This is a genomic window from Streptomyces sp. NPDC048254 (assembly GCF_043201895.1).
In the GTDB taxonomy this organism is placed as follows: domain Bacteria; phylum Actinomycetota; class Actinomycetes; order Streptomycetales; family Streptomycetaceae; genus Streptomyces.
In genome coordinates this window covers 174,766-190,941 of record NZ_JBICZJ010000014.1, presented here as the reverse complement: position 1 = coordinate 190,941, position 16,176 = coordinate 174,766, and the positions used below count along the sequence as shown (strand labels likewise).

14 protein-coding genes and 1 pseudogene are annotated in these 16,176 nt (G+C 72.0%); 8 read left to right on the top strand and 7 right to left on the bottom strand.

Going from position 1 to position 16,176, the window contains the following annotated elements; translation table 11 throughout:
• Nucleotide 1: 1 nt before the first annotated feature.
• The 4 genes from ACGFZQ_RS34160 (at nucleotide 2) to ACGFZQ_RS34145 (ending at nucleotide 4,215) form a co-directional block, all read left to right on the top strand.
• A complete protein-coding gene (locus ACGFZQ_RS34160) occupies nucleotides 2-2,503 on the top strand; it encodes a nitrate- and nitrite sensing domain-containing protein (RefSeq protein WP_393843590.1) in 2,502 nt (833 codons plus the stop codon).
• Nucleotides 2,500-2,937, top strand: coding sequence for a roadblock/LC7 domain-containing protein (locus ACGFZQ_RS34155; protein WP_351742324.1), 438 nt, complete (start codon nucleotides 2,500-2,502; stop codon nucleotides 2,935-2,937). Before ACGFZQ_RS34160 ends, ACGFZQ_RS34155 begins: the two co-directional genes overlap by 4 nt.
• Nucleotides 2,938-2,953: 16 nt before the next feature.
• Entirely contained in the window at nucleotides 2,954-3,367 is a 414-nt protein-coding gene (locus ACGFZQ_RS34150; protein ID WP_351742326.1) for a DUF742 domain-containing protein, read from the top strand.
• 242 nt (nucleotides 3,368-3,609) lie between these two features.
• On the top strand, nucleotides 3,610-4,215 hold the full coding sequence (locus ACGFZQ_RS34145; RefSeq protein WP_351742329.1) for an ATP/GTP-binding protein: 606 nt from the start codon (nucleotides 3,610-3,612) through the stop codon (nucleotides 4,213-4,215).
• 4 nt (nucleotides 4,216-4,219) lie between these two features.
• Here ACGFZQ_RS34145 and ACGFZQ_RS34140 read toward each other — a convergent pair whose 3' ends face one another.
• The gene (locus ACGFZQ_RS34140; protein WP_393843589.1) at nucleotides 4,220-4,648 is read right to left on the bottom strand and encodes a PPOX class F420-dependent oxidoreductase; all 429 of its coding nucleotides are present in this window, start codon (nucleotides 4,646-4,648) and stop codon (nucleotides 4,220-4,222) included.
• A gap of 95 nt (nucleotides 4,649-4,743) precedes the next feature.
• On the opposite strand from ACGFZQ_RS34140, the gene ACGFZQ_RS34135 reads away from it, so the two are divergent.
• Nucleotides 4,744-5,157, top strand: coding sequence for a roadblock/LC7 domain-containing protein (locus ACGFZQ_RS34135; protein WP_351742334.1), 414 nt, complete (start codon nucleotides 4,744-4,746; stop codon nucleotides 5,155-5,157).
• A gap of 125 nt (nucleotides 5,158-5,282) precedes the next feature.
• Complete coding sequence (locus tag ACGFZQ_RS34130; RefSeq protein WP_393843588.1) at nucleotides 5,283-6,149, top strand: DUF6397 family protein; 867 nt, start codon at nucleotides 5,283-5,285, stop codon at nucleotides 6,147-6,149.
• 54 nt (nucleotides 6,150-6,203) lie between these two features.
• On the opposite strand, the gene ACGFZQ_RS34125 is transcribed toward ACGFZQ_RS34130, so the two are convergent.
• Entirely contained in the window at nucleotides 6,204-7,070 is an 867-nt protein-coding gene (locus ACGFZQ_RS34125) for an acyl-CoA thioesterase II (protein WP_351742340.1), read from the bottom strand.
• Nucleotides 7,071-7,089: 19 nt separating this feature from the next.
• On the bottom strand, nucleotides 7,090-9,603 hold the full coding sequence (locus ACGFZQ_RS34120) for a DUF3516 domain-containing protein (RefSeq protein ID WP_393843587.1): 2,514 nt from the start codon (nucleotides 9,601-9,603) through the stop codon (nucleotides 7,090-7,092).
• Between the two features lie 145 nt (nucleotides 9,604-9,748).
• On the opposite strand from ACGFZQ_RS34120, the gene ACGFZQ_RS34115 reads away from it, so the two are divergent.
• Nucleotides 9,749-10,543 (top strand): metal-dependent hydrolase, encoded by a 795-nt coding sequence (locus tag ACGFZQ_RS34115; RefSeq protein WP_351698647.1) that lies wholly within the window; start codon nucleotides 9,749-9,751, stop codon nucleotides 10,541-10,543.
• Between the two features lie 44 nt (nucleotides 10,544-10,587).
• Here ACGFZQ_RS34115 and ACGFZQ_RS34110 read toward each other — a convergent pair whose 3' ends face one another.
• From ACGFZQ_RS34110 to ACGFZQ_RS34095, 4 genes are all read right to left on the bottom strand, one after another.
• Nucleotides 10,588-10,848 carry a type B 50S ribosomal protein L31 gene (locus tag ACGFZQ_RS34110; protein ID WP_351742345.1) on the bottom strand — a complete coding sequence of 87 codons (261 nt, stop codon included), beginning with the start codon at nucleotides 10,846-10,848 and terminating at the stop codon, nucleotides 10,588-10,590.
• A 51-nt stretch (nucleotides 10,849-10,899) separates the two neighbouring features.
• Entirely contained in the window at nucleotides 10,900-11,370 is a 471-nt protein-coding gene (locus tag ACGFZQ_RS34105) for a DUF5709 domain-containing protein (protein WP_351742347.1), read from the bottom strand.
• Between the two features lie 195 nt (nucleotides 11,371-11,565).
• Nucleotides 11,566-13,347 carry an ABC transporter ATP-binding protein gene (locus ACGFZQ_RS34100; protein ID WP_393843586.1) on the bottom strand — a complete coding sequence of 594 codons (1,782 nt, stop codon included), beginning with the start codon at nucleotides 13,345-13,347 and terminating at the stop codon, nucleotides 11,566-11,568.
• Entirely contained in the window at nucleotides 13,344-15,191 is a 1,848-nt protein-coding gene (locus ACGFZQ_RS34095) for an ABC transporter transmembrane domain-containing protein (protein WP_393843585.1), read from the bottom strand. The genes ACGFZQ_RS34100 and ACGFZQ_RS34095 overlap by 4 nt, the downstream gene beginning before the upstream one ends.
• A 238-nt stretch (nucleotides 15,192-15,429) precedes the next feature.
• Here ACGFZQ_RS34095 and ACGFZQ_RS34090 point away from each other — a divergent pair.
• Nucleotides 15,430-16,162 (top strand): annotated as a pseudogene (locus ACGFZQ_RS34090) (L,D-transpeptidase family protein).
• Nucleotides 16,163-16,176 lie beyond the last annotated feature (14 nt).

The window sequence follows — 16,176 nt, the reverse complement described above, 5'->3', positions numbered from 1 at the left end:
CATGCGTACACCCCGTAGGACCCCCACAGCAGGCCCGCCGACACCCTCCCAGCGGCCCTCCCGCGGCCGCCGCGCGCACGCCGGACCACCCGCCGACGAACCGGTCGACGACGTCATCGCCACCGCGGACGGCAACGCGCCCACCGGAGGCTGGCGGATCCGTCCCCGGACCGTGCGGGCCAAGGTCGTCTGCCTGCTCATGGTGCCGGTCATGTCCCTGCTCGCCCTGTGGGCGTACGCCACGGTCACCACCGCACAGGACGTCTCCCGGCTGCGCCAGTCCCAACGTGTCGACGCCGCGTTGCGGACCCCGGTCGCCGGCGCCGTCGCCGCGCTCCAGGCCGAGCGCACCGCAGCCGTCCGGTACGCGACCGACCCCACCGCCGCACAGGCCGGCGACCTCAAGAGGCTCGGTGCCCGTACCGACCAGGCCGTGGCCGAGCTGCGGCTCGGCAAGGACAGCACCGTCGCCGACAGCGAGGAACTGCCCTCCGGCGTCGCCCAGCGCCTCCGGACCTTCGTCACCGGCGCCGAGCAACTGCGCACACTGCGCACGGCGGTACGGAACCGGGGCGCCGGCTGGGACGAGACCTACGGCCGGTACACACAGGCCATCGCCGCGGCCTTCGCCGTGGACGGTGCCCTCACCGGCATCCAGGCCGACGACATGGGCGCCGACGCGCGCGTGCTGCTCGAATTCTCCCGTGCGGGAGAGGCGCTGGCCCAGGAGGACGCGATCCTCGCCGGCGCCCGGCCGGCCGGCGGTCTGGACGGCGAGCGACTGCGGCTGTTCACCGGCGCCGTCGACACCCGCCGTGTCCTCACCGACACGGCCGTCGCCGACCTGCCCGGCGCACAGCGCACCGCCTGGCACCGGTTCGCCCACGGCGACGACTACACCGCGCTGGGAGCCGCCGAGGACAAGATCCTCGCGAGTCAACCCGGAGCCAAGGCGCTCGACGCGGCCCCGGAAGCGATCTGGAACACCGCTCACGCGCGCGTGCAGGACGGGATGCGGGCCGTCCAGACCGGAACGGCACACGCGGTCGCGGGCCGGGCCGATCCGTTCGCACGCGGTCTGCTCACCACGGCCGGAGCCGCAGTCCTGCTCGGTCTCCTCGCGGTGGCCGCCTCGCTCGTCATCTCCGTACGCATCGGACGCGGCCTCGTGGTCGAGCTGGTGAGTCTGCGCAACGGCGCTCTGGAGATCGCCCGGCGCAAGCTCCCCGAGGCGATGCGCAGACTGCGGGCCGGAGAGGAGATCGACATCCGCGCGGAGGCACCCCCGGGGCCGCCCGCGGAGGATGAGACCGCACAGGTCGCGGAGGCCCTCGGCACCGTCCACCGTGCCGCCCTGCACGCCGCTGTGGAGCGCGCCGAACTCGCCAGCGGCATCTCGGGCGTGTTCGTCAACCTCGCCCGCCGCAGCCAGGTCCTGGTCCACCGCCAGCTGAGCCTGCTGGACGGCATGGAACGCCGCTCCGACGACCCCAACGAGCTGAGCGACCTCTTCCGCCTCGACCACCTCACCACCCGAATGCGCCGCCACGCGGAGAGCCTGATCATCCTCTCCGGGGCGGCCCCCGGCCGGGCCTGGCGCATGCCGGTGTCCCTGACCAACGTCGTACGGGCCGCCGTGTCCGAAGTCGAGGACTACGCGCGCGTGGAGGTACGCCAGCTCCCCGAGGCCGCCGTCGTCGGGGCGGCCGTCGCCGACCTCACCCATCTGCTCGCCGAGGTCGTCGAGAACGCCGCCCAGTTCTCGCCCCCGCACACGCGCGTGCGCGTCACCGGGGAACCCGTCGGCAACGGTTACGCCCTGGAGGTCGAGGACCGCGGACTCGGCATGGGCGAGGAGACCCTCGCCGAAGCCAACCGGCGCATCGAGCAGTCCGAGGCCCTAGATCTGTTCGACAGCGACCGGCTCGGCCTCTTCGTGGTCAGCAGGCTCGCGGCCCGTCACGGCATCAAGGTGCACCTGCGCACCTCCCCCTACGGCGGCACCACCGCGGTGGTCCTGCTGCCGAAGGCCCTGCTCCACGGTGGTGCGGCGGAACGTTCCGGCCGTCCGGCGGCCGGCATCGAACAGGCACCGGAACGCGAGTACGCGCGCGTGCCCGGCACCGCCCTTCCACAGGCCGCCGTCCCCGCCGCCCGTCCCGCCCTCGCCACCACCCACACCACCCCGCACCCTGCGCCCGAGCCACCACCCCCCGGAGTCACGACCTTGAGGCCGCACCGCCCACCGCACGACTCAGAGGCCGGCGACGACGACCTCCCACGCCGGGTGCGGCAGGCGAACCTCGCCCCCCAACTGCGCGATCCACGCACCGAGGAACCCGCGCCCGCCCGGCGAGGGGACGAGCGCACGCCCGAACTCGTCCGCGACCGCATGGCGGCCTACCGCGACGGCTGGGCGCGGGGCGGCGGCAGACAACCCGGCCGCGCAGCCACCCCGGAACCCGAAGAGGGCACCGACAGCACCGAAGGAGACCGCGCATGATCCAGGACCCGAGCATGAGGGCCGACCGCCACTCCGGCGAACTCGACTGGCTGCTGGACGACCTGGTGCTGCGCGTCGAGGAAGTACAGCATGCCGTGGTGCTGTCCAACGACGGCCTCGCCGTCGGTGCCTCGACCGCCCTCGGGCGTGAGGACGCCGAGCACCTCGCCGCCGTCGCCTCCGGCTTCAACAGCCTCGCCAAGGGCACGGGACGGCACTTCGGGGCGGGCGGGGTGCGCCAGACCATGGTCGAGATGGACGACGCCTTCCTCTTCGTGGCCGCCGCCGGCGACGGCTCCTGCCTCGCCGTGCTCACCGCCGTCACCGCCGACATCGGCCTGGTCGCCTACGAGATGGCACGCCTCGTCAAGCGCGTCGGCGAGCACCTCTACACCGCGCCGCGGGTCGCCGCCCGGCCGCCCGCCGCCGGATGACCTGGAAGCACCACCGATGACCGAATACACGACGGGCGCCCCGCGCGAGCCGGGCAGCCAGTGGTACGACGGCGAGGCCGGGCCTCTCGTCCGCCCCTACGCCATGACCGGCGGCCGCACCAAACCCGGCCCCACCGGAGTGCGGTTCGACCTGATCGCCCTGGTCACACTCGAGCCGGGCGCGCCCGGTGTCGACGACGACACCGCACTCGGCCCCGAACACCGGGCGCTGATCGACCTGTGCCGGGTGGAGACGCAGTCCGTCGCCGAACTCGCCGCCGGCGCGGACCTTCCCGTGGGCGTGGTCCGGGTGCTCCTGGGCGACCTGCTGGAACTGGGCTCTGTCACCGTGAGCCGTCCGGTGCCGCCGGCCCAGCTTCCCGACGAGCGGATTCTGCGCGAGGTCATCGCGGGATTGCGGGCACTGTAGATGAGCATCCGGAACCAACCGGACGCGCGCCGGTCAGAACAGACACGTTCCGGTACAACCGCCCGCGAGGGGACCGCAGTTGTCATGATGCTGGCTTCGCGTCCCGAGCGGACCGAACGCACCGTGCGCACCGTACGGACCGAGCGGCGTGCCGTGCGGCCCGAGCCGCGCCACCGGCTCACCCCGAGCCCCGAGCCTCCCGAACATGTCGACCGCAGCCGGCCCTCACGAGAGAAGTGATCATGGTCTCCGAGTACTCCGAGCCCGCCGACGACGACACGTCGGCCATGGCGCTCAAGATATTGGTCGCCGGCGGCTTCGGCGTCGGGAAGACGACCCTGGTCGGCGCCGTCAGCGAGATCCGGCCGCTGCGCACCGAGGAAATGCTCAGCGAAGCAGGCCAGCTGGTGGACGACACGGACGGGGTCGACCAGAAGGTCACCACCACCGTCGCCATGGACTTCGGCCGCATCACCATCCGCTCCGGGCTCTCCCTCTACCTCTTCGGCACCCCGGGCCAGGACCGCTTCTGGTTCCTCTGGGACGAGCTGTCGCAAGGAGCCCTCGGCGCTGTCGTCCTCGCCGACACCCGCCGTCTGGAGGACTGCTTCCCGGCGGTCGACTACTTCGAGCACCGGCACATCCCGTTCGTCGTCGCCGTCAACTGCTTCGTCGGCACCCGGACCTACGGCGCGCGCGACGTCTCCCGCGCCCTGGATCTGGACCAGGGCACGCCCGTGGTGCTGTGCGACGCCCGGGACCGCGACTCCGGCAAGGAGGTGCTGATCCGGCTCGTCGAGTACGCCGGGCGGATGCACACCGCCCGGCTCCTCGACTCGGTGGGCTGAGGCCTCAGCCCGCGAGGTCCTTGAGCGCCACCACCTTCTCCACGGTGACCCGGACCAGCAGCTCGCCCGGGACGCCGTTGCGGGCGCCGAACTCCTCCGCGCGTTCCTCCCCCATGTAACGGGCCGCGATCCGGGTGGCCGTATCACGCAGCTCACCCGGTTCCTCGGACAGCCGGGCACGCCCGTTCAGCACCACGAAATGGAAGGGGGGCCGGTCGTCGTCCACGCACAGGGCGACCCGCCCGTCGCGCGTGAGATTGCGGCCCTTCACGGTCTCCTTGCCGGTGTTGAAGACCAGGTCGTCCCCGTCCAGCACGAACCAGATGGGGGCCACGTGCGGGCTGCCGTCGGCGTTGACGGTGGAGAGCTTGCCGGTGCGGGTGCCGTGCGAGACGAACGCCCGCCATTCCTCGTCGGTCATCTTCTGTGCCATGTCCCCATCCTCCTTGCCCGGAGGCCGGTGGTGGTGAAGGCTGGCGGGGAGATCCTCCAGCCAGGGGGAGACGGCACACGGGGAGACGCTAGGACATGGCGCAGAACCAGGGACTCGGCTGGCTGCTCGACGACCTGACCGAGCGCGTGGAGCACGTACGTCACGCGCTGGTCCTGTCGAACGACGGGCTGGTCACCGGAGCGAGCACGGGCCTTCGCCGGGAGGACGCGGAGCATCTGGCCGCCGTCGCCTCCGGGCTGCACAGCCTTGCCAAGGGCTCGGGACGCCACTTCGGCGCGGGCCAGGTCCGCCAGACGATGATCGAGTACGACGACGCCGTCCTGTTCGTCACCGCCGCCGGAACCGGCAGCTGTCTGTGCGTCCTCAGCGGCGCGGAGGCGGACATCGGCCAGATCGCCTACGAGATGACACTGCTCGTCAACCGGGTCGGCGAACACCTCGGCGTGGACGCTCGGCAACCGGAGCGTTCCTCGGCGGTGGACCTCTGACCTGCTGTTTCACCCCCTGTCGCGGAGTTATCCACAGGCCCGCCACGAGATCCGTCGGAGCGGCTACGGTTTTTCCACGGCGAGCGCATCCGGCGCGAGCCACCCGCTCCACGGGGAGAACGACCATGTCCGGCACCACCATCGCCCGACCTCGCCAGCTCACCTGCACGTTCAGCCGCGCCGCCCGTGAACTGGGCCTCAGGCGAGGCGAGTTCGACCTCGCGGTACATCTTGGCCGGATCCGCACAGTGCCCGACGAGGGCGGCGGAGGCCGCCGTGTCCGCCGGAGCGAGATCGAGCGGCTCCAGGACCGGGCCGAAGTCCTCCGCGAGAGCGTGCGAGCCGTCGGTACGACCGAGGGCGCGGGCCTGATGGAGATCCCGGCAGGCAGGTTCACCCGCTTCGCGAAGCTCGGCCTGGTGACTCCCGTGACCTGGTACCCGAACCGCTATCGGGCCGTGGTCTGGCTCTATCTGGCGGAGGAGCTACGGCAGTTCGCGGCCGACGAGAAGAACGCACGGCTGCTCACCGGCCGTACGCCCGAGGAGTTGCGCGACCGGCTCAGGGCGGGAGCGGACCAGCGGGCCCGCAACTGGCGCGGACGCCACTGCGGTTTCCTGCTGCGGGCAGCGGGCGGGCCGTGGGAACGGGCCGGGGTGGTGGCCGGTTTCCTGGACCCCGGTGAGATCGACGAAACTCTGACGGATCCTCACGAGCGGGCGTACGTGCAGGTTTTCCGGCCCGCCCCGCCCGCCCACGGCGCACCGGGCTCGCCGACCGCGCTGCTCGCCGAGGAGCTGATGACGGCGGACGAGCCGGACGAGATCGACTGGTTCCGGAACGACCTGGCGCGGGCCGTGGCGGAGGCCCGCACATTCCACCCCGTGCCCCGCCCTGTCACGCACGCGCAGCACCCGGCACAGGCCCAACCGAGGCCCGCGCACGGCCTGCGTGGCTGGCTGCGCCGCAGAAACCCCCGCCTCGCCCACTGAGGCCCCCAAAAAAAGAACTCTGGGCCCAAGCGGTTCTTGCGCGGTCCTTCTCTCCTACAGAGCCCTGAACAGGCCCTCCTGGACGACCGACACCAGGAGTCGCCCCTCCAGGTCGTAGACCCGCCCGCGGGCCAGGCCCAGGCCACCCGTGGCGATGGGGGACTCCTGCTCGTACAGGAACCACTCGTCCGCACGGAACGGCCGGTGGAACCACATGGCGTGGTCCAGCGAGGCCATGTCGAAGTTCCGTGGCCCCCACAGGGGCTCGACGGGGACCCGCACCGCGTCCAGGAGGGTCATGTCGCTGGCGTAGGTCAGCGCGCAGGTGTGCACCAGCGGATCGTCGCCCAGCGGACCGACCGCACGCATCCACACCGCGCTGCGCGGCTCGGCGCCCGCTATCTCCTCGGGGTTCCAGCGCAGCCGGTCGACATAGCGGATGTCGAAGGGCTGGCGGCGCGCCATCCGCTCCAACTGCTCTGGCAGCTCGCCCAGATACTTGCGGATCTCCTCGGCGAGCGTCGGCAGCGACTCCGGGTGCGGCACCTCGCGGGCCGGCGGCAGCTGGTGCTCGAAAGCTCCCACCTCAGGCTTGTGGAAGGAGGCGGTCAGATTGAAGATCGTGCGGCCGTGCTGCACGGCGGTGACCCGGCGCGTCGTGAACGACCGCCCGTCCCGGATCCGTTCGACCTGGTACACGATCGGCACACCTGGCCGGCCCGGGCGCAGGAAGTACGCGTGCAGCGAGTGCACCGGGCGGTCGCCCTCCGTGGTGCGGCCGGCGGCGACCAGCGCCTGCCCCGCCACCTGGCCGCCGAAGACCCGCTGGATGGACTCCTGGGGACTGCGGCCACGGAAGATGTTGACCTCGATCTGCTCCAGGTCGAGCAGGTCGACCAGTCTCTCGGCCGGGTTCGTCATGGGTGGGATTCTCCTGTGGTCAGAGCTGGCCGACATCGGTGACGCGGACGACCGCGCGGCCCTCGGCGTCGGAGGCCGTCAGGTCGACCTCCGCGCTGATGCCCCAGTCGTGGTCGTCGTTCGGGTCGTCGAAGATCTGCCGGACACGCCACAGCGCGTTCTGCGGCTCCTCCTGGATCACGAGCAGCTTGGGGCCGCGGGCGTCGGGGCCGGTGCCCAGGTCCTCGTACTCGTCCCAGTACTTGTCCATGGCCTCGCCCCAGGCCTCGGCGTCCCAGCCCGACTCCGCGTCCATCTCGCCCAGTTCGTCGACGTGGTCGAGGGCGGCCAGCTCCACGCGGCGGAACATCGCGTTGCGGACCAGGACCCGGAAGGCGCGCGCGTTGGCGGTGACCGGCTTGACCTCGTCGGCCTTCTCCTGGGCCTCCTCGGCCGTCATCTCCTCCGGATTTGCGAGCTGCTCCCACTCGTCCAGCAGACTGGAGTCGACCTGGCGGACCATCTCGCCCAGCCACTCGATCAGGTCCTGCAGGTCCTCGGACTTGAGGTCGTCGGGGATGTTGTGGTCCAGCGTCTTGTACGCGCTCGCCAGGTAGCGCAGCACGATGCCCTCGGTGCGGGCCAGCTCGTAGAAGGACACCAACTCCGTGAAGGACATCGCCCGTTCGTACATGTCCCGGATGACCGACTTGGGCGACAGCGGATGGTCGCCGACCCAGGGGTGGCTCTTGCGGTAGGTGTCGTAGGCGTGGAAGAGCAGCTCTTCCAGGGGCTTCGGGTAGGTGACGTCCTGGAGGCGCTCCATGCGCTCCTCGTACTCGACGCCGTCCGCCTTCATCGCGGCCACCGCCTCGCCCTTCGCCTTGTTCAGCTGGGCGACCAGGATCTGCCTCGGGTCGTCCAGGGTGGACTCGACGACGGACACCATGTCGAGGGCGTAGGACGGCGATTCGGGGTCGAGGAGTTCGAACGCGGCGAGGGCGAAAGTGGACAGCGGCTGGTTGAGCGCGAAGTCCTGCTGGAGGTCGACCGTGAGGCGGACGATACGGCCGGTGGCGTCCGGCTCGTCCAGCTTCTCGACGATGCCGCCGTCGAGGAGCGAGCGGTAGATGGCGATCGCCCGGCGGATGTGCCGCAGCTGCTGCCTGCGCGGCTCGTGGTTGTCCTCCAGCAGATGACGCATCGCCTCGAAGGCGTTGCCCGGACGGGCGATCACCGACAGCAGCATGGTGTGCGTCACCCGGAAACGCGACGTCAGCGGCTCCGGCTCGGACGCGATCAGCTTCTCGAACGTGGTCTCCGTCCAGGCGACGAAGCCCTCCGGCGCCTTCTTGCGCACCACCTTGCGCCGCTTCTTCGGGTCGTCGCCCGCCTTCGCCAGCGCCTTCTCGTTCTCGATGACGTGCTCGGGCGCCTGCGCGACCACCAGTCCGGCCGTGTCGAAGCCGGCCCGGCCCGCGCGGCCGGCGATCTGGTGGAACTCCCGGGCCCGCAGGGTACGCACCCGGTTGCCGTCGTACTTGGTGAGAGCGGTGAACAACACCGTGCGGATGGGCACGTTGACGCCCACGCCCAGGGTGTCGGTGCCGCAGATGACCTTCAGCAGACCGGCCTGCGCGAGCTTCTCCACCAGGCGCCGGTACTTGGGGAGCATGCCGGCGTGGTGCACGCCGATGCCGTGCCGGACGTAACGGGAGAGGTTCTGGCCGAACTTGGTGGTGAAGCGGAAGTTGCCGATCAGCCCGGCGATCTGCTCCTTCTCCTCCTTCGAGCACATGTTGATGCTCATCAGCGCCTGCGCCCGCTCCACCGCCTGCGCCTGGGTGAAGTGCACGATGTACACCGGCGCCTGCCTGCTCTCCAGCAGTTCGGTGAGCGTCTCGGTGAGCGGGGTGAACTTGTACTCGTAGGAGAGCGGCACCGGACGGGTCGCGGATCGGACGACCGACGTGGGGCGGCCGGTGCGGCGAGCGAGGTCCTGCTCGAAGAAGGAGACGTCGCCGAGGGTGGCGGACATCAGGATGAACTGCGCCTGTGGCAGTTCGAGGAGCGGGATCTGCCAGGCCCAGCCGCGGTCGCCCTCGGCGTAGAAGTGGAACTCGTCCATGACGACCTGGCCGACGTCCGCCTGCTTGCCGTCGCGCAGGGCGATGGACGCGAGCACCTCGGCGGTGCAGCAGATGACGGGCGCGTCGGAGTTCACGGAGGCGTCGCCGGTGAGCATGCCGACGTTCTCGGTGCCGAAGATCTTGCACAGCTCGAAGAACTTCTCCGACACCAGCGCCTTGATCGGCGCCGTGTAGAAGGTGACCTCGTCCCGGGCCAGGGCGGCGAAGTGCGCGCCCGCGGCGATCATGCTCTTGCCGGAGCCGGTCGGCGTCGACACGATCACGTTCGCCCCGGAGACCGCCTCGATCAGCGCCTCCTCCTGGTGGGGGTAGAGCGTGAGACCGCGCTCCTGAGCCCAGGACTCGAAGGCTTCGTACAGGGCGTCGGGGTCGGCGGTCGGCGGCAGTCGATCGATGAGGGTCACGCACCCATCTTGCCTGGCCCGACCGCCGAGGGGGGAATCGGCTGCGAGCCGGAAGATCAAGACCCCTATGCTGTGTCGCCGACGGAGCGTCATCGCACCCGGTCAACTGGACAGCGGCATACGAGGAATGGGGCGCACAGCGGCCATGATGGGACCAGCACACTCACTGTCGGGAGCCGCAGCCTGGCTCGGCGTCGGAGCCGCGGCCGCCGCGGCCGGGCACGGGATGCCCTGGCCGGTGCTCCTGGTCGGGGCACTGATCTGCGCCGGCGCCGCGCTCGCCCCGGACCTCGACCACAAGGCCGCCACCATCTCACGCGCCTTCGGACCGCTGTCCCGCTGGGTCTGCGAGATCGTCGACAAGCTCTCCTACGCCGTCTACAAGGCGACCCGGAAGCCGGGCGACCCGCGCCGCAACGGCGGCCACCGCACGCTGACCCACACCTGGGTGTGGGCGGTGCTGATCGGCGGGGGCTGTTCCGCCGCGGCGATCCTCGGCGGCCGCTGGGCGGTGCTCGCGATCCTCTTCGCGCACATGGTGCTGGCGATCGAGGGCCTGCTGTGGCGGGCCGCCCGCGGCTCCAGCAGCGACATACTGGTGTGGCTGCTCGCGGGGACCAGCGCCTGGATCCTGGCGGGCGTCCTGGACAAGCCGGGCAACGGCTCGGACTGGCTGTTCACCCAGCCCGGCCAGGAGTACCTGTGGCTGGGGCTGCCGGTGGTGCTGGGGGCGCTGGTGCACGACATCGGGGACGCGCTGACCGTCTCCGGCTGCCCGATCCTGTGGCCCATCCCGATCGGCCGCAAGCGCTGGTACCCGCTGGGCCCGCCGAAGGTGATGCGGTTCCGCGCGGGCAGCTGGGTCGAGCTCAAGGTGCTGATGCCCGTGTTCATGGTGCTGGGCGGCATAGGCTGCGCGGCCGCCCTGAACGTGATCTGACCGCAGGGGCTCCAGGGGCTCCAGGGGCTCCAGGGGCTCCAGGGTCAGCCGGTCTGCCCCGAGCCACCCCCGTAGCGCCGTTCGAACGCGGCGACACGGCCCTCGGTGTCCACCGTGCGGGCCTTCCCGGTGTAGAAGGGGTGGCTCTCCGAGGAGATCTCCACGTCGACCACCGGGTAGGTCTGGCCGTCGTCCCAGTCGATGGTCTGGTCGCTGGTCGCGGTGGACCGGGTCAGGAAGGCGTATCCGGCGGCGCGGTCGCGGAAGACCACGGGGTGGTAGTCGGGGTGCTTGTCCTGCTGCATGGCGGCTCCTCGAACAAGGCGAACAAGGCGGTCGGGCAGGGGGCTCCGGCGTCAGCCGTAGGCGGTGTCCTCGTCGACGATGTGCATCGCGGCCTCCTCGGCGGAGGCCCCGGCGCCGTCGATGCCGACGTCGGTGGCGACGAGACCGTTCTCGTCGTCCTCGTGCGCCCCCTCGTCGGGTGCCACGAGGCGGCCGGAGCGCAGATCGCCGACCTCGTTGTCCAGGAGTTCGCCGTCGCTGCCCTGGCAGTCGCCGATGCCGTCGCCGTCGGGGGCGGCCGGATCGGGCAGCTCCTCGGCGAGCCGCTGGTCCAGGGTCTCGCCCCGGTGGCCCTCCGCCGCGGTCACCCCGGTGTGCTCCACGGCCCACGGCCGCTCGGGCGGGGACCAGCCCCGGTCCAGGGGATCGCTGACGCCGTCGGACTCCAGCGTGTCCTCCACGTCGAGCAGGCCCGTGTCCTCGCGGGTCTCGGATCCGTCGGGCTGGTAGACGTCGTCCCCCCATCCGTCGGCGGTGGTCACGGCTACCTCCAGGGGGTGAGGCGGCGGTCCGAGGGGCGGGCCGCCGGCACGCTCGGCACGGGCCTCACGCGCCGCGAACCCTGCGGTTCCCGGCCCGTCCCCGAACCGGTGCCGCTCTCCAGCCTTCCACCCCTGCTCGTACCCGCGCAACGGCACGGGGCGCGACCTGCGGCGCATACCCCGTGCCACGGCCGGTCACCCGTGCCACGACCGCCACAGCGCCGCGTAGGCGCCGTCGGCCGTCACCAGCTCGTCGTGGCTGCCGAGCTCGCTGATCCGGCCGTTCTCGACCACGGCGATGACATCCGCGTCATGGGCGGTGTGCAGCCGGTGCGCGATGGCGACCACGGTGCGGCCGTCGAGGACCCGGGCCAGGGACCGCTCCAGATGGCGGGCCGCGCGCGGGTCGAGGAGCGAGGTCGCCTCGTCCAGGACCAGGGTGTGCGGGTCGGCCAGCACCAGCCGGGCCAGCGCGATCTGCTGGGCCTGCGCCGGGGTCAGCGTGAGGCCGCCGGAGCCGACCTCGGTGTCCAGGCCCTGCTCCAGGGCCCGCGCCCAGCCGTCCGCGTCGACCGCGCCCAGGGCCGCCCACAGCTCGGCGTCCTCGGCGCCGGTCCGGGCGAGCAGCAGGTTGTCGCGCAGGGAGCCCACGAAGACGTGGTGCTCCTGGTTGACGAGGGCGACATGGGAGCGGACCCGTTCGGCGGTCATCCGGGACAGCTCGGCGCCGCCGAGGGTGATCCGGCCGTCGCGGGGCGCGTAGATCCCGGCGAGCAGCCGGCCCAGGGTGGACTTGCCCGCGCCCGAGGGGCCGACCAGCGCGAGCCGGGTGCCGGGCGCGACCTCCAGGGAGACCTTGCGCAGCACGTCGACGCCTTGCAGGTAGCCGAAGCGGACCTCGTCCGCGTGCACCTCCCGGCCGTCGGGGGCCAGCGAGGCGTCACCGGCGTCCGGCTCGATGTCCCGGACGCCGACCAGCCGGGCCAGCGACACCTGGGCGACCTGGACCTCGTCGTACCAGCGCAGGATCAGGTTCACCGGCTCGACGAGCATCTGGGCGATGAGCGCGCCCGTGGTCAGCTGGCCCACGTCGAGGCGGCCGTCGATGACGAGGATGCCGCCGATCATCAGCACCGAGCCCAGCACGGTGGTGTGGGTGGCGTTCATGGCCGGGAACAGCACCGACCGCAGCCACAGCGTGTAGCGCTCCCATGCCGTCCACTCCTTGACCCGGCGGTCCGACAGGGCGATGCGCCGGGCGCCGAGCCGGTGCGCCTCGATGGTGTGCCCGGCGTCCACGGACTCCGCGAGGGCGGCGGCCACGGACGCGTACCCGGCGGCCTCGGAGCGGTAGCCGGAGGGCGCCCGCCTGAAGTACCAGCGGCAGACGATCACCAGGATCGGCAGGGCGAGCAGCACGGCGGCGGCCAGCGGCGGCGCCGTGACCACGAGCCCGCCGAGCAACAGCACCACCCACACGATGCCGATCGACAGCTGCGGCACGGCCTCCCGCATGGCGTTGGCGAGCCGGTCGATGTCGGTGGTGATCCGGGACAGCAGATCGCCCGTGCCCGCCCGCTCCAGGACGCCCGGCGGCAGCCCGACGGACCGGACGAGGAAGTCCTCGCGCAGGTCGGCCAGCATCCGCTCGCCGAGCACGGCGCCGCGCAGCCGTACCTCGCGCACGAAGACGGCCTGGACGGCGAGCGCGAGCGCGAACAGGCCGATGGTCAGGCCCAGGTGGAGTTCACGGGCACCGTCCGACACCCGCTCGATCAGTCCGCCGAGCAGGTACGGGCCGGCCATGGAGGCGATCACGGCCACCGTGTTGACCATGATGAGCACGGAGAAGGCTCCGCGATGCCGGCGGAACAGTTCGGCCACGTAGGCGCGCACGGTCGAGGTGGCGCCGACGGGCAGGGTGGTGGCCGTCGTCGGGGCCGCCGGGTCGTACGCCGGTGGTGCGACGCCGATCATGCGCTTTCCTCGATCTCTTCCAGCGCGCCGTCCAGCAGCGCGGCTTCTTTCTCGTCGGGCGTGCCGCCTCGCAGCGTGCCGTCTTCGTCCCTCGTGTTCCGGAGGGCGGCTTCGTCGTCCGTCTCCCGGGTCACCATCGCCCGGTACCGGGGCTCGGTGCGCACCAGTTCGCGGTGCAGGCCGACCGCCCCGACCTCGCCCTCGTGGACGAGGACGACCCGGTCGGCCCGGTCGAGCAGCAGCGGCGAGGAGGTGAACAGCACGGTCGTACGGCCGGACCGCACCTCGCGGATGCCCTCCGCGATCCGCGCCTCGGTGTGCGAGTCGACGGCGGAGGTCGGCTCGTCCAGGACGAGCACCTCGGGGTCGGTGATCAGTGACCGGGCCAGCGCGAGCCGCTGGCGCTGGCCGCCCGACAGGGAGCGGCCCCGTTCGGTGATCCGTGCGTCCAGCGGGTCGGTGACGTCCAACGAGCCCTGGACCAGGGCCTCCAGGACGTCCGCGCACTGGGCGGCGGCCAGCGCCTCCTCGGCCCGCACGGCGCCGGAGGCCGGCACGTCGAGCAGTTCGCGCAGCGAACCGGAAAGCAGCACCGGATCCTTGTCCTGGACGAGCACCGCGGTGCGGGCGGTCTCCAGAGGCAGTTCGTCGAGCGCTACGCCGCCGAGCAGCACCGAGGTGGCGGCCTCGGCGGGGTGGCCGCCCAGCCGTTCGGCGAGGTGGCCGGCCGCGTCGGGGTCGCCGCAGACCACGGCGGTCAGCCGGCCCGCGGGCGCCAGCAGACCGGTGTCCGGGTCGTACAGGTCGCCGTCCGGCACCGCGTCCGCGCGCGAGCCGCCGGTGTCGGTGGCCCGTTCCAGGGAGAGCACCCGGGCGGCCCGTTTCGCCGAGGGGCGCGAGAAGGAGTACGCCATGGCGATCTCGGTGAAGTGCTGCAACGGGTAGTTGAGGATCATGACCGAGCTGTAGACGGTGACCAGTTCGCCGACGGTGACACGGCCCTGCCGGGCGAGGTGGACGCCGTGCCAGACCACCGCGATCAGCAGCAGCCCCGGCACCAGCACCTGGATCGCGGCGATCAGGGACCACATCCGGGCGCTGCGTACGGCGGCCCGCCGTACCTCCTGGGAGGCACGGCGGTAACGGTCGAGGAAGAGGTCCTCGCCGCCGATGCCGCGCAGCACGCGCAGCCCCGCCACGGTGTCCGAGGCCAGCTCGGTGGCCCGGCCGGCCTTCGCGCGCTGGAAGTCGGCGCGCCGGGTCGCCCGGGGCAGCAGCGGCAGCACGGCCAGCGCCACCAGCGGCAGCCCCGCGGCGACCACCCAGCCGAGCGCGGGCTGGTAGAAGAGCAGCCCCACGCCGACCACGACGACCGTCAGCGCGGCCGCGGTGAACCGGGAGACCGCCTCGACGAACCAGCCGATCTTCTCGACGTCGCCGGTGGAGACGGCGACCACCTCGCCGGCCGCCACCCGCCGGGTCAGCGCCGAGCCCAGCTGGGTGGCCTTGCGGGCGAGCAGCTGCTGGACACGGGCGGCCGCGGTGATCCAGTTGGTGACGGCGGCCCGGTGCAGGAAGGTGTCGCCGACGGCGATCGCCGCGCCGCACAGCACGAGCAGACCGCCCGTCAGCGCCAGCCGGGTGCCGGAGCGGTCGACGACGGCCTGGACGGCGAGCCCCACGCAGAAGGGGAGCGCGGAGACGGCCACGAAGTGCAGCAGTCCCCAGGCCAGCGCCTTGAGCTGGCCACCCAGCTGATTCCGCCCGAGCCACCACAGGAAGCGAGGACCCGAACGTGCGTCCGGCACGCCCGGATCGGAATACGGAAGATCTTGAATGTGCATGACGTCCCAGCAGCTCGTGTCGGGGGAAGGTGGCGACAAGCCGTGAAAGGTTCGCGTCGGAGCGTGGTCGAAATCAAACGGTTTTCCTGGACGCTCGGCAGAATCCGCCGTCTTCCGGCCAGGACTTGGCGCCCAACACCCGGACCATGTCTGGAAATTCAGGTAACGGGTGCATATCTGATGCCAGGTTGTGCGGGTGCAGATCAAGAGCGTTCGGTGCGCGACCGCCGTGACGGCGATGGCCCTCGGAGCCGCCCTGATGACCCTGAGCGCCTGCGGGGGATCGGAGAGCGGCGGCGGCGCGAAGAACGGTGTACCGGGGGCGCCGGGCAGAGCCGCCGGGGCGGGCCGGGCCGCGCAGCCGAGGCCCGCCGTCCCCGTCGGCGACCCGAGGGTGCTGCCCGGCGTCGGGCGGCTGCACGCGGAGATCCCCGCCGACTCCAGCCAGGTCCTGGCCCGTGTACGGCGAGAGCGAGGACTCGGCCGACGCCACGGTCGTGCTGTACAGCCTGCGGGGCGACGGCTGGCGCCCGGTGGGCAGTTGGCCCGCCCATAACGGGCGCAACGGCTGGAGCACCGACCACCACACGGGCGACGGGCGCAGCCCGGTCGGCGTGTTCACCGTCACCGACGCGGGCGGTGTGCTCCCCGACCCGGGCACCCGCCTCACCTACGCCCACGACGTGGATGCCTACGCGCCCCCGTACTACTGGGACTCGGCGCACCAGCACGACTTCGACTACGTCATCGCCATCGACTACAACCGGCCGCGGGGCGCACCGCCGCACGACGTCACCCGCCCCTGGGGTGCCGAGCGGGGCGGCGGCATCTGGCTGCACCTCGACCACGGCAGCGGCACCTCGGCCTGCGTCAGCCTCTCCGGGGAGGCCATGCGGTTCCTGCTCCGCACGCTCGACCCGGACCGCGATCCCGTCGTGGTGATGGGGGACCGGGCGGACCTGCTGGCCTGACGAGGCCCCGGGTG